The organism is Rhodospirillales bacterium, assembly GCA_028824295.1.
Taxonomy (GTDB): Bacteria; Pseudomonadota; Alphaproteobacteria; order TMED109; family TMED109; genus VXPW01.
Genome location: JAPPED010000011.1, coordinates 1 through 19,490 on the forward strand (window position 1 = coordinate 1; position 19,490 = coordinate 19,490).

Here is a 19,490-nt window from a genome sequence, read left to right on the forward strand (position 1 = left end):
CGGGGGAGGGACTTGAACCCCCGACACGCGGATTATGATTCCGCTGCTCTAACCAACTGAGCTACCCCGCCCCCGGTGGCCGGCCGGCGACCCCGGCCCCTTTAGGCTACACCAACAGGGCCGGCCCATGCGTCTACGACCGACACCCGGCCTCTGTCAAGATGCCGGCATGGAACGCGTCGTCGACTACCGGTTGCCGTGTCGTCGTCTGCCCGGAACTGACCGGGGCATTTCCAAACTTCCTTGAACCGCTCGGAAGACCTAAATATGGTAGTCGTGAGTGAGGGGAGCCACTACGGTCGCCGGGCTCGGCTGCCGAAGCGTTGCAGGAGTGCCAGGGCGTGAGTAAGGGTCGATGGGTCGGCCGGCTGGCGAGCGCGGCCGGATTGCTGATCGTATGTTCAGTGGTCCCCGCGGCAGCAGACGACGGACGCTCCAGTGGGCTTGGCACACTTCACTTCGGGTCGTCCGACGTGGTGCCGTGCGCATTACGCACGCACCGGATCGGCGGCGGTGAGGAATCCACGACGTTCGTGCATCCCTCGCCTACCTGCGAGGAAGGCTCGGCGTCGGATATTGGATGGCGGGCGAGGAAACCGTTCGAGACCACCGCGGCATGGTCGGCGGGGTATTCAGAACTCGATATCGCCGTCGGTGTGGTCTATCGCGCACTCCCTCCATCAATCACCACTCGAGAACGGACGGGCAGGGAAACGGTGTCCTTGGTGGGCGCGCTCCAGTATGGCCGATTCGTTCTGGGTGCCGGCGTGTTCGACGCCGACGATCCTGCGATCGACAACGTGCGGCGCGGCTACAACCTCGGTGCCAACTACCGGTTCGGCGCATTTCGGGTCGGCACCTCTCTCATCACTACCTGGACAGACGGCTCTTGGACAGGGCGTACGGTGAATCCCGCGAATCAACGTTCGCTTGACTCGCTTTCCGTCGATCTGGAATACGCATTCAAGCCCGGGCTCCGGGGTTACTTCAACTACGTCGAGGTAAGCCACCCGGAGCAACTGGCAAGCTGGCAGGCGCAATCTGGCCAGCGGGAGAGCACCTGGAGCATCGGTGTGAGCGTCGGCTTCTGATCTGTGCTGCCAGTCGTCGGTTCCGACCTGCATGAAACCAGTTGATCTGACGCGTTCCGAGCCCTTGCTCGATGGGGGCGATCCGTGGGCTGATGTCCGCGACGGCGTGCGGAAGCTCTGCGCCCGCTTCCCCGGCCCGTACTGGCGCGCACTGGACCGTGACCGGACCTATCCCGAGGCATTTGTCGCGGCCTTGACCAAAGCGGGCTACCTGGCCTGCCTGATCCCGGAACAGTACGGCGGTGCCGGCCTCCCGGTGTCCGCCGCCGTCGCCGTGCTCGAAGAGATTCACCGGAGCGGCGGCAACGGAGCTGCCTGTCACGCCCAGATGTACATGATGGGCGCCTTACTGAGGCATGGCTCCGAAGCGCAGAAGCAGCGCTACCTCCCGGATGTGGCTTCGGGGAAACTCCGACTGCAGGCGTTCGGCGTGACGGAACCCAACGCGGGAAGCGATACCCTCGGACTACAGACCCGGGCTGACCGAGACGGCGCTTCCTACGTCATCAACGGCCAGAAGATCTGGACCAGCCGGGCTGAGCATTCCGACCTGATGCTCCTGCTTGCCCGAACCGAGTCGGCGGAAACCGTCTCCAAACGCACGGACGGCCTGTCACTGTTCCTAGTGGATATGGCCGAGGCATTGCGGTCGGGGCTCAGCATCCGCCCGATCCGGACGATGTTGAACCATGCGACCACGGAGGTCTTCTTCAAGGATCTCCGCGTGCCGGACACGGCCCGAATCGGCGAGGAAGGCAAGGGGTTCCGCTATATCCTGGACGGTATGAACGCGGAGCGGATCCTGGTCGCAGCCGAGTGCATCGGCGACGCCCGCTTCTTTGTCGACCGTGCCGTTGCCTACGCCGGTGAACGGGTGGTCTTCGATCGCCCAATTGGCCAGAATCAGGGCGTGCAGTTCCCGATTGCACGGGCATACGCGGAGACGGAGGCAGCCAACCTGATGGTGCAGAAAGCCGCGCTTCGGTTCGACTCGGGCCTGCCATGTGGGCCGGAATCCAACATGGCCAAGCTGCTCGCAGCAGACGCTTCCTGGCACGCGGCGGAGAGCTGTCTGCAGACGCACGGCGGCTTCGGCTTCGCGGAAGAGTACGATATCGAGCGAAAGTTCCGCGAGACCCGGCTATACCAAGTGGCCCCGGTTTCCACCAATCTCATTCTCGGCTACATCGGGCAGCACGTCCTGGGCCTGCCCCGCTCGTACTAGTCCAAACACCTCGCCAATGCAGGATCTCGAAGGCATTCTTGTGCTGTCGCTCGAACAGGCGGTGGCAGCGCCGCTGTGCACGGCGCGGCTGGCCGACGCCGGCGCAAGGGTGATCAAGGTTGAACGGGACGGCGGCGATTTCGCACGCCACTACGACCGGGTGGTCCTCGACCAGAGCGCGTACTTCGTCTGGCTGAACCGCGGCAAGGAGTCGCTGGTAGCCGATATCAAGAACCCTGACGATCAGGCGCTGCTCCACGCGATCGCGGCGAAGGCGGACGTGTTCGTCCAGAACCTGGCCCCCGGCGGCGCCGCCCGGGCAGGCCTTGGCGCCGACACTCTCCGTGCCGCGAATCCACAGCTCATTACCGTCGACATTTCGGGCTACGGCGACAGCAGCTACGAAGACATGAAGGCGTACGATCTGCTCGTTCAGGCGGAAAGCGGCGTGTGCGAGCTGACCGGCACGCCGGACGGCCCGGCCCGGGTCGGGGTCCCTATCTGCGACCTCGGTGCCGGCGTGAACGCGCATGCGGCGATCCTGCAGGCCCTGTTCCGGCGAACCCGAACCGGCGAGGGTTGCAGCATCCGCACGTCGCTCTTCAGCGGGATAGCCGACTGGATGTCGGTTCCGTACCTGAGCCGCCGGTACGGCGCCGTGGACCTCCAGCGGCTGGGGCTGACCCATCCCTCAATCGCGCCCTATGGTGCCTTTCCCGCGCGATGCGGACGCTTCGTGCTGATCTCCATCCAGAATGAGCGCGAGTGGCGAATCCTGTGCCGCGACGTCCTTGGGGACGAGGCGATCGCGGACGACCCGCGCTTCGTGACGGTCGGTAACCGCTTCAAGAACCGTCGGGATCTCGACGAGATCATCTGCGCCGCTTTCGCGACCCACGACCGTCCAGCGCTGCTCGAGCGCCTGCGCGAGGCAAGAATCGCATGCGGAGCACTCAATGACGTGGCGGATCTGGCCGAGCATCCCGCGCTGCGACTGGTCCGCTATGACACGCCGGGCGGAAGCGTTGAAACGATAGCGCCGCCCAACGACGTGGCTGGCGTGGCGCCCTCCTACCGGGCGGTGCCCGGTCTCGGACAGCATTCGAGCGCCATTCGTGCGGAGTTTTCAGCATGACCAAGGATTGGACGCCGCAGCCCAGGGTCCAGGAAGACGTCATCTCCCGTTGGCCGGCCCAAGCCCTGGCTGCCACGCTGGGAGCGCCAACTCCCGAAACAGGAGACGCCCTGCCCCCTGGCTGGCACTGGAGCTACTTCCTGGAAGCCGTCGCACCCGACCAGATCGGCATCGACGGCCATCCTCGGCGTGGAGACTTTCTGCCGCCGATCGAACACCTGCCGCGCCGCATGTACGCGGGCGGCAAGCTGCAATGGTTCGCGCCGTTGCGGATTGGCGCGACAGCCATACGGACTTCCGAGGTCACGCGCGTGGAAGAAAAGACCGGGCGGACCGGGCCGCTCGTCTTCGTAACGGTGCGTCACACGATCGCCTCCGGGGAGGACACCTGCCTCGAGGAAACCCAGAACTTGGTCTACCGGGACGCGCCGGCTCCGGGCGCAGACACGCCGAAAGCCGCCGCCGTTCCGGCCGAGCCGCAGTGGTCCCGTCTGGTCCGGCCGGACCCGGTCATGCTGTTCCGCTACTCAGCCGTGACCTTCAACGGACACCGGATCCACTATGACGCCCCCTACGTGCGGGAAGTCGAGGGATACCCCGATCTGATTGTCCACGGACCGCTCATGGCCACCTTGCTCCTGGAGACGCTACGCCACGAAGCCGGCATGGCGTGTCCGGAGACCTTCACGTTTCGGGCCCTTCGGCCCATGTTCGCCAATACCCCTATCCGCGCGGAAGGCCGCGCCACCGAAACCGGCGCGGAACTCTGGATCCGCGGTCCGGACGGCGGACTCGCGATGCACGGGGAAACGATGCCGCCGACTGCATAGCCCTGCCCCGCCGGTTCGCGGACCGCATCAGGCTACTGCCGCTGCATCCACGGTGTTGCCGGCGGCTCGGATTGGTCCCGCCAGGGCCGCCGCTGTCGGCAGATGCATCTCGGCAAAGTACCGAGCGGTCTGGATTTTCGTACCGAGGAACGGATCGGCTTCACCAGAGCTGATCCGCTCCGCCGCCCGGATGGCGGCGCGCCCCATGGTCCAGCCGCCCGTCGTGAAGCCAAGCAATTCCAGGAACGGTGTTGCGCCGGCTGCTGCAGCACGGGGATCGTCCCGGAACTGTCCGGCGAGCCACGCTCCGGCCTCGCCCGTCGCGGCGGCGGCAGTCGCGAGGTGCCTGCCGATCGCCGGCAGGTCTTCGCCCGGGCTTTCGGTTAGTTGTGTCGCGACATCCCGCATGTCGGACACCAAATCCCGAAACGGCTCGCCGTCCGCGAGATGCAGCTTCCGGCGCAGCATGTCCAGCGCCTGGATCCCGTTGGTACCCTCGTAAATGGGCAGGATTCGCGCATCACGATAGTGCTGGGCAGCACCGGTCTCCTCGATGTACCCCATGCCTCCGTGCACCTGGAGCGCCGTCGACGCGACATCGACGCCCTGGTCTGTACCCCAGCCCTTCACCACGGGAACCAGGAGCTCGGCGCGAAGCGCGGAGCGCTCCCGCACGCCGGGGTCCGGATGCGCCCGGGCAAGGTCGAGCGCTTCTGCCGTAACGATTGCCAGGGCCCGGGCAGCTTCTGTCTTGGCCTTCATGTCCATGATCATCCGCCGGACGTCGGGATGGCGGATGATCTCGACGGCGTCCGCACGTGGCTCCTCGATGGGCGATCCCTGGACCCGGGTCCGCGCGTATTCCAGCGCTTGCTGGAAGGCGCGCTCGGCGATCGCGACGCCTTGGATGCCGACGTTCAGCCGCGCGTGATTCATCATCGTGAACATTGTCTTGAGGCCGCCGTGCGGCTCTCCGACGAGTTCGGCGTGTGCACCCTGTTCGTCTCCGTACATGAGCACGCACGTTGGTGAGCCCATCTGGCCCAGCTTGTGTTCAAGCGAATTGACTCGCACATCGTTGTGAGCGCCGAGTGAGCCGTCCTCCAGAACATCGCGCTTGGAGACCAGGAATAAAGAAATGCCCCGCACTCCAGCAGGGGCATCCGGCAGTCGGCCCAAGACCAAGTGCACGATGTTGTCGCACATGTCGTGGTCACCGAAGGTGATGAAGATCTTCTGCCCGCGCAGCTTCCAGGCGCCGTTGGCCCGCTCCGCCCGCGTCTGCAGCCTCCCGAGATCCGATCCGGCGTGCGGTTCCGTGAGGTTCATCGTCCCCGACCACTCACCGCTAATGAGCTTGGGCAGGTAGGCCCGCTTCTGCGCGTCGGTGCCGTGGTGCGCGAGAAGTTCCACCGCCCCCTGAGTCAACATCATGCAATTCGCGAGCGACATGTTGGACGACTGCCAGATTTCACTGAGGGCGGTGCTCACGACCCACGGCAACCCCTGCCCGCCCCAGGCGGTCGGGCCACACACTGCGTTCCAACCTCCGTCCACGAACCGTCCGTATGCGTCGGCGAAGCCGTCCGGAACCCTCACCACGCCGTTCTCGATCCGCGCGCCGGAGAGGTCGCCGGACTGGTTCAGCGGCGCCAGCACGTCGCTGGCGAACCTTCCCGCCTCGGTCAGTACCTGTTCAACGAGTTCCGGCGTTGCACCGTTGCTGTCGGGAATCGCCTGAAGATCAGCGATATCGTTCAACGCAAACTGAAGATCGGCGAGCGGAGCCCGGTATTCGGCCATGGAGGCCTCCTTCGGAACAATTCGTCGGTAAGTGGGGTTCGGAGTGCACCCGAGCCGTAGGCGAACGGCAGTGCTCACCGGCAATATATCGTGGCTGGAGCGAGGTTGGCAGCCGTTGTCCGGACGCGGTCCATCGGCAGTTCGGCGGAGGGAAACAGCCGCTCCGACGGTACCGTGAATGCTCGATACGGGCTCAAAGCTGAAGTCTGCGGGAGCTGAACGCCGCACCGCAGGGTCAGTTCCCGGGCCGTTCCCGCAACGGCCACCGTGCGGCTGGACCACGTGGAGAACCGAAGTCCCGCCAACGGCCTCGCCTGAGCACGGTCTCACCTCGGATGATCTTGCCCGTCGCCGATCCGATTGGTTCCCGGCCGGCCGGGAAGCGTTCATACTGCACTTCTGCTGACGAAATCACCTATCGGCCCGATGCGACCGCTTCCTGGCCGGCCGCGCGATCGAACTCTGGGACCAACATCATGCCAAGCATTCGGGCATCACTGGCCACCTACCTAGAGCGGCGCATGGGCCGCATTTTCCTTCTCGGCATCATCAGCGGATTTCCGTGGGTGCTTATCGGAAGCGCCCTCAGCCTGTGGCTGAAGGAAGATGGCCTGAGCCGGACAACGATCGGCTGGGCGGGCCTCATCTTTGGCGTCTACGCGTTCAACTTTCTCTGGGCACCGTTCATTGACCGGATCCGAGTTCCCTGGTTATCGGCCAGGCTGGGACACCGGCGCGCCTGGATCGTCGTCCTCCAGGCAGTCATTCTCCTGTGCCTCGTCGCATGGAGCGCGGTCGATCCGTCGGCAAATCTCGTCGGCGTCATCGCGATCGGCCTCGTCATTGCCATCGCTTCCGCGACGCAAGACATCACCATCGACGCCCTGAGAATCGAGCAGATCGGAACCACGGAAGGCGAAACCATGGCGGCTGGCGCGGCTATGGCCGTCGTCGGGTGGTGGACGGGCTACAAGCTCGGCGGCGTGGTTGCCCTTGAGGCGGCAGCAGGCTTTCAGGCGGCCGGGTTCGAGAACTACTGGCAAGCGACGTTTCTCGTCCTCGGCATCGTCGTCATTCTTTGCAACATCGGTCTGATGTTCGTGAGCGAACCGCCCCCCGAAGCAAGGGCCGCGGCGCAGGATGCCGACGAGAAACTCGTGGCCGGACGCCTGGCACTGCCGGGGCAGTTTGGACGAGCCGGGTCTTGGCTGGCCAGTACCGTGACCGGCCCATTGCTGAGTTTCTTTCGCCGGAACGGGTTCGCGATTGCCGCCGCCGTGCTGGGGTTCGTGTTCCTGTTCAAGATCGGCGAAGCGTTCATGGGCCGCATGTCGCTCGTGTTCTACAAGGAAATCGGCTTCTCCAAGTCCGATATCGCCGTCTACTCCAAGGGGCTGGGATGGATCACAACGGTCCTGTTCACCGTGCTCGGTGGATTGTGCGCGATCCGGATCGGACTCGTGCGAGCGATGTTCGCAGCGGGCATCGCCATGGCGCTGACCAACCTGCTGTTCGCGGCTCTCGCCTGGACCGGAAAGTCGGAACTACTGTTTGCAGCCGCGGTCGTAATGGACGATCTCACGAGTGCGTTCGCGACGGTCACGTTTGTCGCCTTCATCTCAATGCTGGTGGATCGCACGTACACGGCTACGCAGTACGCGCTGCTTGCGTCAATCGGTACCGCGGGCAGGACTCTGTTCGCTGCGTCTTCCGGCACGCTGGTCGACTACCTGGACGGCGACTGGGGCACGTTCTTCGTCATTACCACGCTGATGGTCACTCCTTCGTTGCTGTGCCTCTGGCTGATACGCGGAAAACTCCGGGAAATGCTGACCGGTGCGCAGGTGCGGCTGTTCCGAAAGGACGTGGAGGGCGCAGCGCCGGCCTCCACATGAGGGCCAGGGGCGGCCCTCATGCCGGTCCGCTGCCGGCACTCTGACTGGCGCATCGCAGGCTGCGACTGCCGATCCGGGTCACGCTGTCCGCAATCCACTCCTCCGCGCTGCCGGTATCCGTGCTGTTAGGATCAAGTCCTCTGCCCGCACGTCAGGTGATGGGTTCGCCACGATCCCCCGGAAGGAATGCGCATGAAGGTCACGCCGGGCACCCGCCCTCTTGATCGCCGAACCGTTGTCGCCGGGCTCGCTGCAAGCGCCGCCGCCAGTCTGCTTCCGATCCCTGCCGTCGGGCAAAGCGCGGTGCTCCGAGTGGGTGCGTTGCTCCCGTTGACCGGTGGTCTCGACCGTCACGCGGCGCAGATGCGCCTCGGCCTCGAAACCGCAGCCGACGCCGTGAACGGCGCCGGCGGAGTTCTCGGCAGACCGATTGAAATCGTTTACGCCGACACGGGCACCACCCCGCGTGGACTTGCCAAAACGTGCGCGCGGCTCGTGCGCGAGGAGAAAGTCGCTGCCGCCATTGGCCCATTCATCGCGGCCGGCCGAAAAACAGCTGCCCGGGCCTTCGGCGAGCTGGGCGTTCCGGTAGTTTCGGCAACAAACAACGAGGGGCTGTTTTGCTCCGACAACTTCTTTTCGGTTGGACCGACACCCAATCAGGACATTTTTTCGCTGGTGCGCCATCTCGATGGCGGCACGGGACGGAGCTACTTTCTGATCGGAACCTATTCCAGCTGGCAGTTGTCCAGCTTCCGTCAGGCAATCCTCAAGGTCATCTACGGCTTCAACGGGTCCGTTACCGGTCAGGCACTGACCCCCATTGAAGAGCAGAAGTTTCGACCCATCATTCGCTGGATCGCCGATACCGGAGCCGACACCGTCCTGTTCTGTGTCCCGCGCGTTCCCGGGGTGCATTTCGTCCATCAGGCGCGTGAGTTAGGACTGCTTGATCGCATCAAGTTTGGCTGGGTCGGCTTCAACGAGCTGCACGCCCACCAGCTCCCCGCGACCGAAGTGTCGCAGGTTGCGACGGTCTCTCCGTTCGTTGCAAGCGACTCCGGCGGCGGCGTGCCTGATCTCGTCGCGCGGATGAATCGGCTGGGAGGAACTGACGTCCCCCCGACCTACTACGCCTATACCCACTACCTTGCACTTGCCGCCGTTGCGGCCGCTGCAGAACGGTCTGGCGAGGCACACGCCCCCGCCGTACTGGACGGCCTCAAGGGACTGACCTTCGACAGCGCTACGGGACCAGTGACCATCGACGCCGAGTCGCATCATGCTCATCTGGGCATTGTCGCAGCGCGCGGAAGTGGAAGCGGCCTCGAGATCGTGGAGCGACTGGGGGTGATCGCGCCGGAGCCCGGCTGTTCGGCCTGAAACAATGATCGCATGCAATTGCCCGTGATCTCGTGTGCACCATCGGCGCGGCGCGCTGCCGAACCCATCCGGTAGGGGATTGCCGCACACGCAGTCCGTCGCGCAACAGGCGACTGCTCGGCAGGAGCGCCGGTACGTTTGCTCGAGCCATTGCCGTTGCCGCGTCTTGCTAACATCGCCAACGCAGGCTGTCCCCGTACCACCCAAAGCAATCCCGTGAACGGATCGTGGATCGTGGGGGCGCCATTCCTTATCTCTGCAACAGGCTATTCCGATGACCTTTGAGCAAATTCTCGTGCGCGCCGAACACGGCATTGCCACCGTCACGCTGAACAGACCGGACCGATTGAACGCGTGGACTCCACGCATGAGTCAGGAACTCCGAACCTGCTTTCGAACCCTTGCCGACGATCACGAGATCCGCGTGATCATCTTGACCGGAGCCGGGCGGGGCTTCTGCGCCGGCGCGGACATCGAAGCCCTTCAGGCGATCGATTCGGACTCAGGAAGCTCCAGCGGCAAGCCCGCGCCATTCGATCCCGACGCGCCCAAGGGGTTTCAGGGCGCCCATACCTGGTTTCCCACGGTACCGCAGCCGATCATTGCGGCGATCAACGGTCCGGCAGCGGGGCTGGGTCTGGTGCTCGCGCTTTGGTGCGATCTGCGCTTTGCAGCCGAAGAGGCCGTATTCTCGAGCGCGTTCAGTCGCCGAGGCTTGGTCGCCGAGCACGGAATCAGTTGGCTGCTGCCTCGCCTTGTGGGAATTGCAAGAGCGCAGGACATCCTGCTGTCTGCCCGTCGCATCTCTGGCACGGAAGCGGCCCAGTTGGGCTTGGTCAATGCTGCATTCAAGGCGGACGACCTGCTGCCGTCAGTCAACAGCTACGCCAGCATGCTCGCAACGCAAGTCTCTCCGCGGTCGACGCGGATCATGAAGCGCCAACTCTGGGAGGCCTTGGGAGGCGGCCTCGACGAGGCGTTGGCGATCGCCGACCGAGAAATGGAGAAGAGCTTTTCCAGTGAGGACTTCAAGGAAGGCGTCGCCTGTTTTGCCGAGAAGCGCGAACCACGATTTACCGGTCGGTAAGCCGCAGCCGGATACCGGCAATCAGACGATCGGAGTTTCCGCGAAGATGCCCCGGAAATATCAGGTCGAATCCCTCGCCAGGGAGTGGAGGCATCTTACGGCCGCCCGGTTGTCGGATCCTTGCGCTGCCGGCCGCTGCGATTAAGCATCCGTTCATCCCGCGAGCACCAACACGACAGCCGGCAGGTGCGGGTTCGGCATTCGCGCGTTAGGGGCCAGGCAGAAGCCCGTAACCGAATTTCGCGGTTAGCCGTTGATATCGCAGCCCAAGAAGCGCCGATCAGTCAGCTTGCAGGCCTCCAAAACGGAGAATGACCCGGCCGCAGGATCCACGATCACGTCGCCCGGATTGCTCACCGCCTCTATCAAAGCGGCCTGCAGGCCTACCGGTTTGCGATGGGTGTGCCGGCTCTTCGCCACGGGTTCAACCCAGACGTCAGGGATGTCGTGTCGGGTCCAGACTCCCTTGGCTCGACGAGGCGGTTGCTGCAGCACCACCAGATGTTCGCCCACACGACGTGAGCGGTACCCCATCCCCAGCTTCTGCTTGCTCCACGTAATCATGTCGACGACCTCAAGCCGCGTCTGGGCAATCCAGTCCGCAAAACCCGAACAAAGGTGGAACTTGTCCATCCACAGGAACAGATGGCCGCTGGGCATCAGCACGCGACCGATCTCCCGCACGAATTCGGGGATTTCTCCTGTCATCTGACGCAAAGCGCGACGGGGACTGCCCCGTGTCTCGCCTTCGTTGCCGTACGACAGATGCTCCAGCACGCCGCGGTATTGCGGATCAAAGAAAACCACAGGAACGCTGCCGTCGGACAGCGTGGAGAGCAGATGAAGTCCCTCCATCTTGAGCCGCGCCCCGTACGAGAGATCGCGGGCAAGGTTCATCGCCGGTTGGGAGAGATCCCGGGCCGAGGAATACACGGAGCCGGCGCTGTCGGTCAGTTCCGACGGGTTCGACGGCTTTTCGTGTTGCGGCATTCGCGGGTGCCAGCGCGGCCGATCAGACCAGCAGGTCCATCAAGGCCCAAAGGAATTGCATGTCCGGCAACAAGCCGCCGCATCCCGCACTGACGGAACCGTCATCGGCAACGGGCGGGCATTGGTTCAACCGGATGGTTTGCGACAATGAATGCCGCCCCGGAAGGCGCTGGCCTTCCGGGGCGCGTCATCACAATGAGTCGAATACCGCTCTTAACGGACGATATGGAGTTCGGCCGGGCCGAACACTTCGCTTTCGCGGCGCCCCGGCAGCTCCGGATACTCAGCCCAGTCGCGGTCCTGGAACTCGGCCGGCAGATTCTCCGCCTCGTTCGCGTAGCGCACCTTCACCTTGAAACGCAGCTGGTTCATGGATTTTGGCGCGTCGCTGTTGATGCAGGTCGGGCCATGGCCGCCGAACTCACCGGCGCCTTCGGTCACGCACCATTCAGGTTGAGGGCTGCGTTCGCTGGTCGTTACCAGATGGAGGATGACGCTCTTGCCCGCCTCCGGGCCACCGTGGACATCCAGGACGGCCATGTACGGCTGGTCAACCCAGGCATCCGGCGTGTCCTCGGGGATTCCGCCTTTCAGAAACAGGATGTACGCAGGGTACAGCCCCTGGAAATATAGTCGCGCTTCCTCGCCCTTCACAGTCATGATGTCGGCCTGCGCCGCGGACGCGGCAATCGAGCCGACGAGAAAACCCGTCACAATCAGTATCTTACGCATAGTGCCCCTCCACTTACCCCCGGTTGGCGCCACCCGGCACTGAAGGCGGGACGCGTCCTGCCTGAGGCATCGCAAGAAAGAAGGGGAGCGCGGATTCCCGCGCCCCCCCTGAAGCAGGCCTTCTTAGGCCGTGCGGACGTAGCCGTACCGCTTGTTGGTAGGTACTCCGCCCTCCTCCCGGAACTGCTGCGCCAATTGCGCAATCTTGTCCTCGGAGAAGTTCGGCATGTCAGGCATCTCGGACGCCGACTGCACGCCGACATTGTAGAGGCGTGCGGCGTTCAGCCCGAAGATCGCCTGCTTCGCCAGGCTATTCGGGCCACCCAAGGACGGCATGCCGTACTTCGCCTGCATGTCCTCAGGCACCTCGAGGCGACGCAAGGCCTCAATCTGCCATTGCGGCGAACCGTACCACACCGTGTCCGAACCCCAGATCACGTGGTCAGCGCCAAGGTCGCGGACCAGTGTACCCATCAGGGCAGCCGAGAAGCGCGGGTGCGCCACGGCCGAGTTCGCGAACGATGTTCCGATCTCGCCGTAAACGTTGCTGACACCGTGCTCTTCGGGGATGCGGGTGAGGTCGGTCACCCACTTGATCTCGCCGCCGGACTCTTCGAACTCTTTCCAAGCCTGATCAGGCAGTTCCAGGAACGGCCGCAGACCAGAGTGATAGATCACGAAGTTCATGTCCGGCCAGTCCTTGGCCGCCTGCGGCAGGTCGTCCAGGGTGGCGTACTGCCACACGCCCGGGAATGACACCTCGTAGTCCGGAGGCAGCAAGCCCTTGTGCGTGCAGATAGTGTTGATACCCGCCTTCAACGACTTCTCGTAGAAGGGGTACATGATCTCTTCATCGTCCAGGCGCCACGGGTACTTCGACGGCGACAGCGGGTCACCAATCGTGTAGGACTTCCATGAATCAGGGCGAAGTACTTCAATCGCCTCGTCGACCGCATCCATCCAGCCTGGCTGGCCCGGCGTGATCACGCTGTGGCCGAGCATCCGCTGTGCGCCGGCGAAGTCATTGATCAGGTCACGGGCGGCTGTGATCTGCTCGTTCGACAGCAGCCACCAGGTCGGGTCGTCGAACGGCGCGCCCGAAAGCAGCGCCATCTTCGTGTCGCTCGTGTACCAGAGCTCGCGGATGTAGTTCTCGAACTTGTACCGCGCAAGGCTGAGCCCTTCTTCCTTCAGCTTCGGGTTCCAGTGCTCTGCAGCAAACTCACCCAAGCCGAGAATGGCTTCGTGTGCGAAGTCGTCACGCAGGAAGTGGGTCTGGTCATCCAGGATGAACTGGCCCGCCAGCTGCTTGTCACGCTCGCTCATCATCTCCGGGTCACGGGCTTCCGCCTCGCCGACCTGGAAGACCCCGCCGCCATAAATCTCGTTCATGGCGATGAACGCAGTCGCCATTCCGCAGCTCGTCTGCAGGAAGGCACGCCGGCTCATACCGAGGTACTTTGCGTTCTCATCGGCAAGGTCCAGAATGCGCTGCTCAACGCGCTTCTGGGTTTCAGACTGCTTGGGGGGCAGATACTCCCCGTTGGAGACAATCTGCGTCGGGACCGGAAGGTCGAGATTAAGCTTTTCAGCTCCGTCGACCAGTGCCTGCTCCCGCTCGCTTAGCCACACATGGGCCATAAGTTTCCTCCTCCGTTTCCACATCGTGGAAGCGATGCAGAAACTTCTATTGCACACTGTTAACCATATACCGAAGTCCCAACAAAGCAAGTTTTACGCGCCGGACAGCGAGGGATTCCTTAGGGGATTGAAGTGGCATCGGTACGCGTACGCGATAGATTGCCGGGAGGTGCTCGGCCTGTGGAGACATCGATGATCAGAATCCGTTCCTTCTGCGCTTGCACGGCTTTGGGACTTGCGCTCGGCATTGCATTCCTCGCCGGCCTCTCGCCATCGCCAGTTCACGGTGCAGACCCGTCATTCCAGCTTGCCACGCTGATGACCGGATCCGAGGGAGGCATTCGTGACGCAATGGAAGAGGATTTCGTTCCCGCCAAGAAGCGAGTGGCAGGCTGCCGCTCGTTCAACTCGGACGGTGGCAGTGCAAACCGGTTCATGAATTCCCGGCTGCTGACCGCGCGCCCGCACGCGACGGTCCACCTGGGCCCCGGCAAGCACTTCTGCGTGTCCGGTTTCATCGTCGGACGAGATCTCCGCCTGCAGGTCGTTGGAGAGAAATCCGGCTGGTTTCGCATCAAGCTCGGCAGCATGGAAGGCTGGGTCGCCGCCCAAAGCGTCCGCCGCGAACTCTGATGTCAGTTGCAGCGCCTATGTCGGTCGAGGTGCCGACAACGTGGCCGGACACGCTCTTCGACACGTTGAAGCGGGTCGGCATTGATCAGGTCGGGCACGTCCCGGACGCTGGCCACGCACGCCTTATTGACCGATGTGACCGTGACCCCGCGATCGCCGTGACGGGCCTCACCAGCGAGGAAGAGGGAGTCGGTTTGGCGGCCGGAGCATGGCTCGGCGGGCAGCGCGCTGCCCTGCTGATGCAGTCCAGCGGGCTTGGGAACTGCGTCAACGCCATTTCGTCGCTCGCCGAGGCAGGGCAGTTCCCACTCCTCATGATCATTACGATGCGTGGCGAGTGGGGGGAGTTCAATCCGTGGCAGGTACCGCTGGGCCGGGCCGCCCGCGACGTGCTGCTGGCCATCGACTGCCGTGTTCTAAACGTGCATCGACCGGACGAGGTCGGTGATACGGCGCTGGCCGCCGCGCGACTCGCGTTTGACTCGTCACAACGCGTCGCAATGCTGCTGACCCAACGTCTCATCGGTACCAAGGCGTTTCGATAATGACCAGTGCCCTGACCCGCCAGATGATTGCCGATCGACTGGTTGGCAACGATCCCGACCTGCTGGTCGTGACCGGGCTGGGCGGCACAGCCTGGGACGCCAGCCGCGCGGGAGACCGTGAGCTCACCTACTACCTCTGGGGCGGCATGGGTCTGGCCGCCAGCATGGGGCTGGGCCTTGCGTTGAGCCGCCCGGATCGTCGGGTCCTGGTGCTAACCGGTGACGGCGAGATGCTGATGGGCCTCGGAAGTCTGGCCACGGTTGCCCGTGCCGCACCAACGAATCTGGCGATCGTCGTGGTCGACAACGAGCTGTACGGTGAAACGGGCGGCCAGATGTCACATACCGCCGGCGCCTGTGACCTTGCCGCCGTTGCACGAGCCACAGGCATTGCAGATTCCCGTCTCGTTTCCGACGCGGCTGAACTGGAGGACGTGGCCGGTGCCCTCAGGACCTTGGGAACGGTAAGACAAGGCCCTGTATTCGCGGTAGTTCGGGTGCCGGGGCAGTTGTCCGGCCCGCCCGCCGAGCTCCCGCCACGCGACGGCACGTACTTGAAGCACCGCTTTCGAGAAGCTTTGATGGGGTCGGCTGTACTCCGCTGACAGCGTTGGGTCCAGTTCTCCATACCCGCTCAGACCAGGCAAGATGGCATGAAGGTGGTCCGCAAGGTTTCGGAGTTGAGGTCCGTCGTCCAGCAATGGCGCGCGGCCGGTCTCAACGTCGCGCTGGTTCCGACAATGGGAGCGCTGCACGCCGCGCATGCCGCGCTGGTTGCCGACGCCCGCAACCGCGCTGACCGCGTCGTCGCGACGATCTTCGTCAATCCGCGCCAGTTCGGCGATGACGAGGATCTCGCCGAGTACCCGAGAACCGAAGAAGCCGATCTCCGGCAACTCCGCGCAGGTGGCGTGGACCTCGTCTTTGCGCCACCGGTAGACGAAATGTACCCGGAGCGCTTCGCCACCTCGGTGATCTTGACCGGTCCGGCGGAAGGTCTGTGCGGTGCGGCTCGACCCGGGCACTTTGACGGGGTGGCAACGGTGGTTGCGAAGCTTCTCCTGCAGTGCCTGCCCGATGTCGCCGTGTTCGGTGAGAAGGACTACCAGCAGCTCCTAGTGATCCGAAGGATGGCTCAAGACCTTGATATACCGGCGCAAATTGTTGGCGTTCCGACCGTGCGTGAAGCCGATGGCCTCGCATGCTCCTCACGAAACGGTTACCTGAACCCGAGTGAACGGGCATCGGCGCCGGCGCTCTACCAGTCATTGCGGAGCGCCGCCCAGCAAATCTCCGATGGCAGCGACGTTTTGCCTGCCGTCAGCGAAGCGCGCGCTTCGATTCTCAACGGGGGTTTCCAGGCGGTCGAGTACATCGAGCTTCGCCGCGCCGATACCCTGGATCATCCGACCGGTCGCGACGGGACGCCCGCACGGCTGCTGGCCGCCGCCCAGTTGGGGACCACCCGCCTAATCGACAACGTCGGGCTAACTTTTTGACCGCGCAACCCTTGCCATGGCTGCCCGTCGGACTACCCTACCGCAGCCTGCAGCGCCCGTAGCTCAACTGGATAGAGCACCTGACTACGGATCAGGAGGCTGAGGGTTCGAATCCTTCCGGGCGCGCCAACAGCAACGTCTCATGGCGCTGCCGCTGGAGCCGGTGGACCCGTCTCTCAGCACAGTGTCACCGGATCCACCGGAACACCGCATCGGAGTTGATCGAATGGGAACCCTTCTTGATGGACGAGGAGGTCTGAGCGCGCGCTTCGGCCTGATCATGCTTGTCGGGTCGCTGCTGATTGCCGCCCCGGCCAACGCCGATGACATGGATGATCGCTTGGCGGCGTTCAAGCTATTTACGAATTGCGAACCCATCGACTTTCGCGTGGGAGGATTGCACCCGGTGGCTGAGAGCATCAACCTCACCCGGGAAGCGATCATCGCCGCCGTCGAGGGTCGCCTCAATGGTGCGGGCATGTACGGGCCGGATTCCGATACCTACCTATTTATCAACGTGAATCTCACGACTGAAGCCTTTGACATCATCCTGGCGTTGAAGAAGCAATTGTATGATCGTTACTCCGGCGAAAGCCAGCCGGCCACCACGTGGCCAACCGGTGCCGTTGGCACCCACGAAAACAGTCCGGATGCGATCCTGGCCGCGATCGACGGTCTGATGGATAAGTTTCTCGGCGAATTTCAGCGCGTAAACGAATCGGCGTGCAACCAGCGCTAGCCCTGCCCAGAACCGAGGCCCGCCGTCCGGCCCGCTCGCAAGTTGCGCGCGCGGCCTGCGCCCGATGATGGACTCCCCGGGTGACGGGCGGCGGTGGCGAAGGGCCTAAATCCCGTCCGTCCACGGGTACGCCCTGTCATCCGAGCCCCCTTCGCCGCGTACTCGTTGACCGACTGAATCCGGGCCCGGTTGTGCGGTCGTGGCCGGCCTGTCACCCCTTCGGTCTTGACGCGTCAGGCCTAACCCATGGTCCTTGGCAGCCACAACACGATCCCGGGGAACGCCAGCAAGACCGCTACCGTGAGCAGGTCGGCGACGAAGAACGGCCCGATACCTCGAAAGACGTCCTGAAGCGGAATGGCAAGCGAACGTCCCTCTGAATCGCGGAGCTCGCGCGATACCCCTGCGACGACGAAGCAATTGAGACCGATCGGCGGCGTGATCAGGCAGATCTCCGCCATCTTGACGACGATGATGCCGAACCAGATCGGGTCATAGCCCAATGCGACGACGGCTGGGAAGACGACCGGAAGAGTCAGCACCAGCATCCCGATCGCATCCATGAACATGCCGAGCACGGCATACGCGAGCAGAATGCAAATCATGATGACGATCGGGGGCATATCGAGCGTGACGACCCAGTCCGCAAACACGCTCGGCAGACCAGCGAAGCCGAGGAACCGTACAAACAGGAACACACCCCAGATCAGCGTGAAGATCATGACGGTGAGCTTTGCGGTCTCCATCAGGGCCATGCGGAGTCTTCCGCCCATCTCGCGTAGCGCGCGTTCCCGGTAGGCCCTGATCACGTAGAAGCAGAACACCACCATGGCGCCGAGCGCACCCGCTTCCGTGGGCGTCGCGGCCCCGGTGTACAGCGCGCCGAAGATCACGCCAATGACAAGGAAAATGGGCAGCGTGCCGGGCACGCTCTGAAAGCGCTGGCGCCAGGTGAAGCCGGTGATCGGCCGGCCCAGCCCGGGGCGGATCCTGCACATTCCGATGATCAGCCCGGCGTAGATCAGGGCCGACACGATCCCCGGCAGGAACCCAGCCAGCAGCAGGCGACCGACCGACTCCTCGACGATGATGGCGTATACGACAAGAATTGCCGATGGCGGAATCAGTGATGCGAGCGTACCGCCCGCCGCGATCACCCCTGCCGTCAGCCGCCGATCGTATGCGTTGCGCATCATGTCGGGGATGGCGACCCTGGAGAACACCGCTGCCGTCGCGGTCGATGCGCCAGACACCGCCGCAAAGCCTGCCGCCGCGAACACTGTGGCCACGGCCAGCCCACCCGGAACCCAGCCGAACCAGCGGCGCGCCGCTTCGAATAGCCGTGACGTGAGTCCCGCGTGAAATGCGAGAAATCCGATCAGGATAAAAAGCGGCAACACCGACAGCGGATAGGTGACTGCCTTCGAATGCGGGATCGTGCCGGCAATGGCCCCGGCCACATCCCAGTTCCTGAGCGCGAGCAAGCCGAGGAAGCCGGTGAGCGCCGCCGCCACGAACACGCGAACGCCAATGACCACGAAGACGATGAGCAGGCAAACCCCGACAATGCCGATCGTGGCGTTGTCCAAGCCGAACATCAGGGTCGATTCCTGCCGTGGCCGGCATCGGGGAGGTCGTCCGGGACCGTGTCCCGCGTCTGGCTGATGTTCTCGGCCGCCGTCTCCTCCACCTCCTTCAGGAGTGGCACGGCAACCGGCTCTCGGTCGGGATGGACGACCAGGCGAACGTAGCCCGCTAGCTGCAGCAGCAAGCGCCCAAGCAATAGGGTGAGTGCAACCGGAACAACCAGCTTGGCCGGCCAGGTCACGATCTCGATGTCGATCGTCGAGTCACCGAAATTGAGGGCGCGCTCGAAATGGCGGTACGAGTAGGGAATTAGCACCGCGACAACGAATATCGCGAGCGCCGTCCCGACGGTTTCAGCAACCCATAGCGTCCGACCCTGCAGACGGCCGACCAGGAGCTCCATTCGAACATGGCCGCCCAAACGCTGTACGTAGGAAATTGCGAGTACCGCGAACCCCACCATGGAAACCTCGACGATGTCGATGTAACCGAAGATGGGTGCCCGGAACACGGTACGCAGTACGATTTGGGCGACACCCAACAGCATCAACGCGAAGATCAGCAGGCCGGCTACCAGGTTGAGCCGGCTCTCGAGCCAACCGATCCACTGGTCGGCCACCGCCAGACCTCGACCAAAGCAGTCCTTCATGGAAAGACCCGGTCTGACATCACGCG

At 63.7% G+C, this 19,490-nt stretch carries 18 protein-coding genes and 1 tRNA gene; 13 read left to right on the plus strand and 6 right to left on the minus strand.

Translation table 11 applies throughout. The features are described from left to right. Positions 1–341 precede the first annotated feature (341 nt). The 4 genes from OXH60_05720 to OXH60_05735 are packed head-to-tail and all read left to right on the plus strand — an operon-like array spanning position 342 to position 4,281. Complete coding sequence (locus tag OXH60_05720; GenBank protein ID MDE0711616.1) at positions 342–1,091, plus strand: porin; 750 nt, start codon at positions 342–344, stop codon at positions 1,089–1,091. Between the two features lie 31 nt (positions 1,092–1,122). Next, complete coding sequence (locus tag OXH60_05725) at positions 1,123–2,316, plus strand: acyl-CoA/acyl-ACP dehydrogenase (protein MDE0711617.1); 1,194 nt, start codon at positions 1,123–1,125, stop codon at positions 2,314–2,316. Between the two features lie 16 nt (positions 2,317–2,332). Then, a complete protein-coding gene (locus OXH60_05730; protein ID MDE0711618.1) occupies positions 2,333–3,451 on the plus strand; it encodes a CaiB/BaiF CoA-transferase family protein in 1,119 nt (372 codons plus the stop codon). Continuing rightward, positions 3,448–4,281, plus strand: a complete 834-nt coding sequence (locus tag OXH60_05735) for a MaoC family dehydratase N-terminal domain-containing protein (protein MDE0711619.1) — start codon at positions 3,448–3,450, stop codon at positions 4,279–4,281. Before OXH60_05730 ends, OXH60_05735 begins: the two co-directional genes overlap by 4 nt. A 27-nt stretch (positions 4,282–4,308) precedes the next feature. Here OXH60_05735 and OXH60_05740 read toward each other — a convergent pair whose 3' ends face one another. Next, complete coding sequence (locus OXH60_05740) at positions 4,309–6,084, minus strand: acyl-CoA dehydrogenase (GenBank protein ID MDE0711620.1); 1,776 nt, start codon at positions 6,082–6,084, stop codon at positions 4,309–4,311. Between the two features lie 476 nt (positions 6,085–6,560). On the opposite strand from OXH60_05740, the gene OXH60_05745 reads away from it, so the two are divergent. The 3 genes from OXH60_05745 to OXH60_05755 all read left to right on the plus strand — a co-directional run bounded on the left by OXH60_05745 (position 6,561) and on the right by OXH60_05755 (position 10,449). Next, entirely contained in the window at positions 6,561–7,979 is a 1,419-nt protein-coding gene (locus OXH60_05745) for a hypothetical protein (GenBank protein MDE0711621.1), read from the plus strand. A 192-nt stretch (positions 7,980–8,171) separates the two neighbouring features. After that, positions 8,172–9,362 (plus strand): ABC transporter substrate-binding protein, encoded by a 1,191-nt coding sequence (locus tag OXH60_05750; GenBank protein ID MDE0711622.1) that lies wholly within the window; start codon positions 8,172–8,174, stop codon positions 9,360–9,362. A 274-nt stretch (positions 9,363–9,636) separates the two neighbouring features. Next, on the plus strand, positions 9,637–10,449 hold the full coding sequence (locus tag OXH60_05755; protein MDE0711623.1) for an enoyl-CoA hydratase: 813 nt from the start codon (positions 9,637–9,639) through the stop codon (positions 10,447–10,449). A gap of 246 nt (positions 10,450–10,695) precedes the next feature. Here the strand turns inward: OXH60_05755 and OXH60_05760 are convergent, their stop codons facing one another. The 3 genes from OXH60_05760 to OXH60_05770 form a co-directional block, all read right to left on the minus strand. Then, positions 10,696–11,439: a DNA methyltransferase gene (locus tag OXH60_05760; protein MDE0711624.1), complete on the minus strand. Its 744-nt coding sequence runs from the start codon at positions 11,437–11,439 to the stop codon at positions 10,696–10,698. Between the two features lie 213 nt (positions 11,440–11,652). Next, on the minus strand, positions 11,653–12,171 hold the full coding sequence (locus tag OXH60_05765; protein MDE0711625.1) for a hypothetical protein: 519 nt from the start codon (positions 12,169–12,171) through the stop codon (positions 11,653–11,655). Positions 12,172–12,294: 123 nt separating this feature from the next. After that, the gene (locus OXH60_05770) at positions 12,295–13,812 is read right to left on the minus strand and encodes an amidohydrolase family protein (GenBank protein ID MDE0711626.1); all 1,518 of its coding nucleotides are present in this window, start codon (positions 13,810–13,812) and stop codon (positions 12,295–12,297) included. A gap of 192 nt (positions 13,813–14,004) precedes the next feature. Here OXH60_05770 and OXH60_05775 point away from each other — a divergent pair, with 192 nt between their 5' ends. The 6 genes from OXH60_05775 to OXH60_05800 all read left to right on the plus strand — a co-directional run bounded on the left by OXH60_05775 (position 14,005) and on the right by OXH60_05800 (position 17,228). Beyond that, entirely contained in the window at positions 14,005–14,445 is a 441-nt protein-coding gene (locus OXH60_05775; GenBank protein ID MDE0711627.1) for a hypothetical protein, read from the plus strand. Further along, positions 14,445–14,990 carry a thiamine pyrophosphate-binding protein gene (locus tag OXH60_05780; GenBank protein MDE0711628.1) on the plus strand — a complete coding sequence of 182 codons (546 nt, stop codon included), beginning with the start codon at positions 14,445–14,447 and terminating at the stop codon, positions 14,988–14,990. Before OXH60_05775 ends, OXH60_05780 begins: the two co-directional genes overlap by 1 nt. Then, entirely contained in the window at positions 14,990–15,595 is a 606-nt protein-coding gene (locus OXH60_05785) for a thiamine pyrophosphate-dependent enzyme (protein MDE0711629.1), read from the plus strand. Before OXH60_05780 ends, OXH60_05785 begins: the two co-directional genes overlap by 1 nt. Positions 15,596–15,643: 48 nt before the next feature. Beyond that, on the plus strand, positions 15,644–16,489 hold the full coding sequence (gene panC, locus OXH60_05790) for a pantoate--beta-alanine ligase (protein ID MDE0711630.1): 846 nt from the start codon (positions 15,644–15,646) through the stop codon (positions 16,487–16,489). A 52-nt stretch (positions 16,490–16,541) separates the two neighbouring features. Further along, positions 16,542–16,618: transfer RNA gene (locus OXH60_05795), tRNA-Arg, on the plus strand. 13 nt (positions 16,619–16,631) lie between these two features. Then, positions 16,632–17,228 (plus strand): hypothetical protein, encoded by a 597-nt coding sequence (locus OXH60_05800; protein MDE0711631.1) that lies wholly within the window; start codon positions 16,632–16,634, stop codon positions 17,226–17,228. Positions 17,229–17,467: 239 nt separating this feature from the next. On the opposite strand, the gene OXH60_05805 is transcribed toward OXH60_05800, so the two are convergent. Together OXH60_05805 and OXH60_05810 are read right to left on the minus strand one after the other, a co-directional pair. Beyond that, on the minus strand, positions 17,468–18,826 hold the full coding sequence (locus OXH60_05805; GenBank protein MDE0711632.1) for a TRAP transporter large permease: 1,359 nt from the start codon (positions 18,824–18,826) through the stop codon (positions 17,468–17,470). After that, positions 18,826–19,464 carry a TRAP transporter small permease gene (locus OXH60_05810; protein ID MDE0711633.1) on the minus strand — a complete coding sequence of 213 codons (639 nt, stop codon included), beginning with the start codon at positions 19,462–19,464 and terminating at the stop codon, positions 18,826–18,828. The genes OXH60_05805 and OXH60_05810 overlap by 1 nt, the downstream gene beginning before the upstream one ends. Positions 19,465–19,490 lie beyond the last annotated feature (26 nt).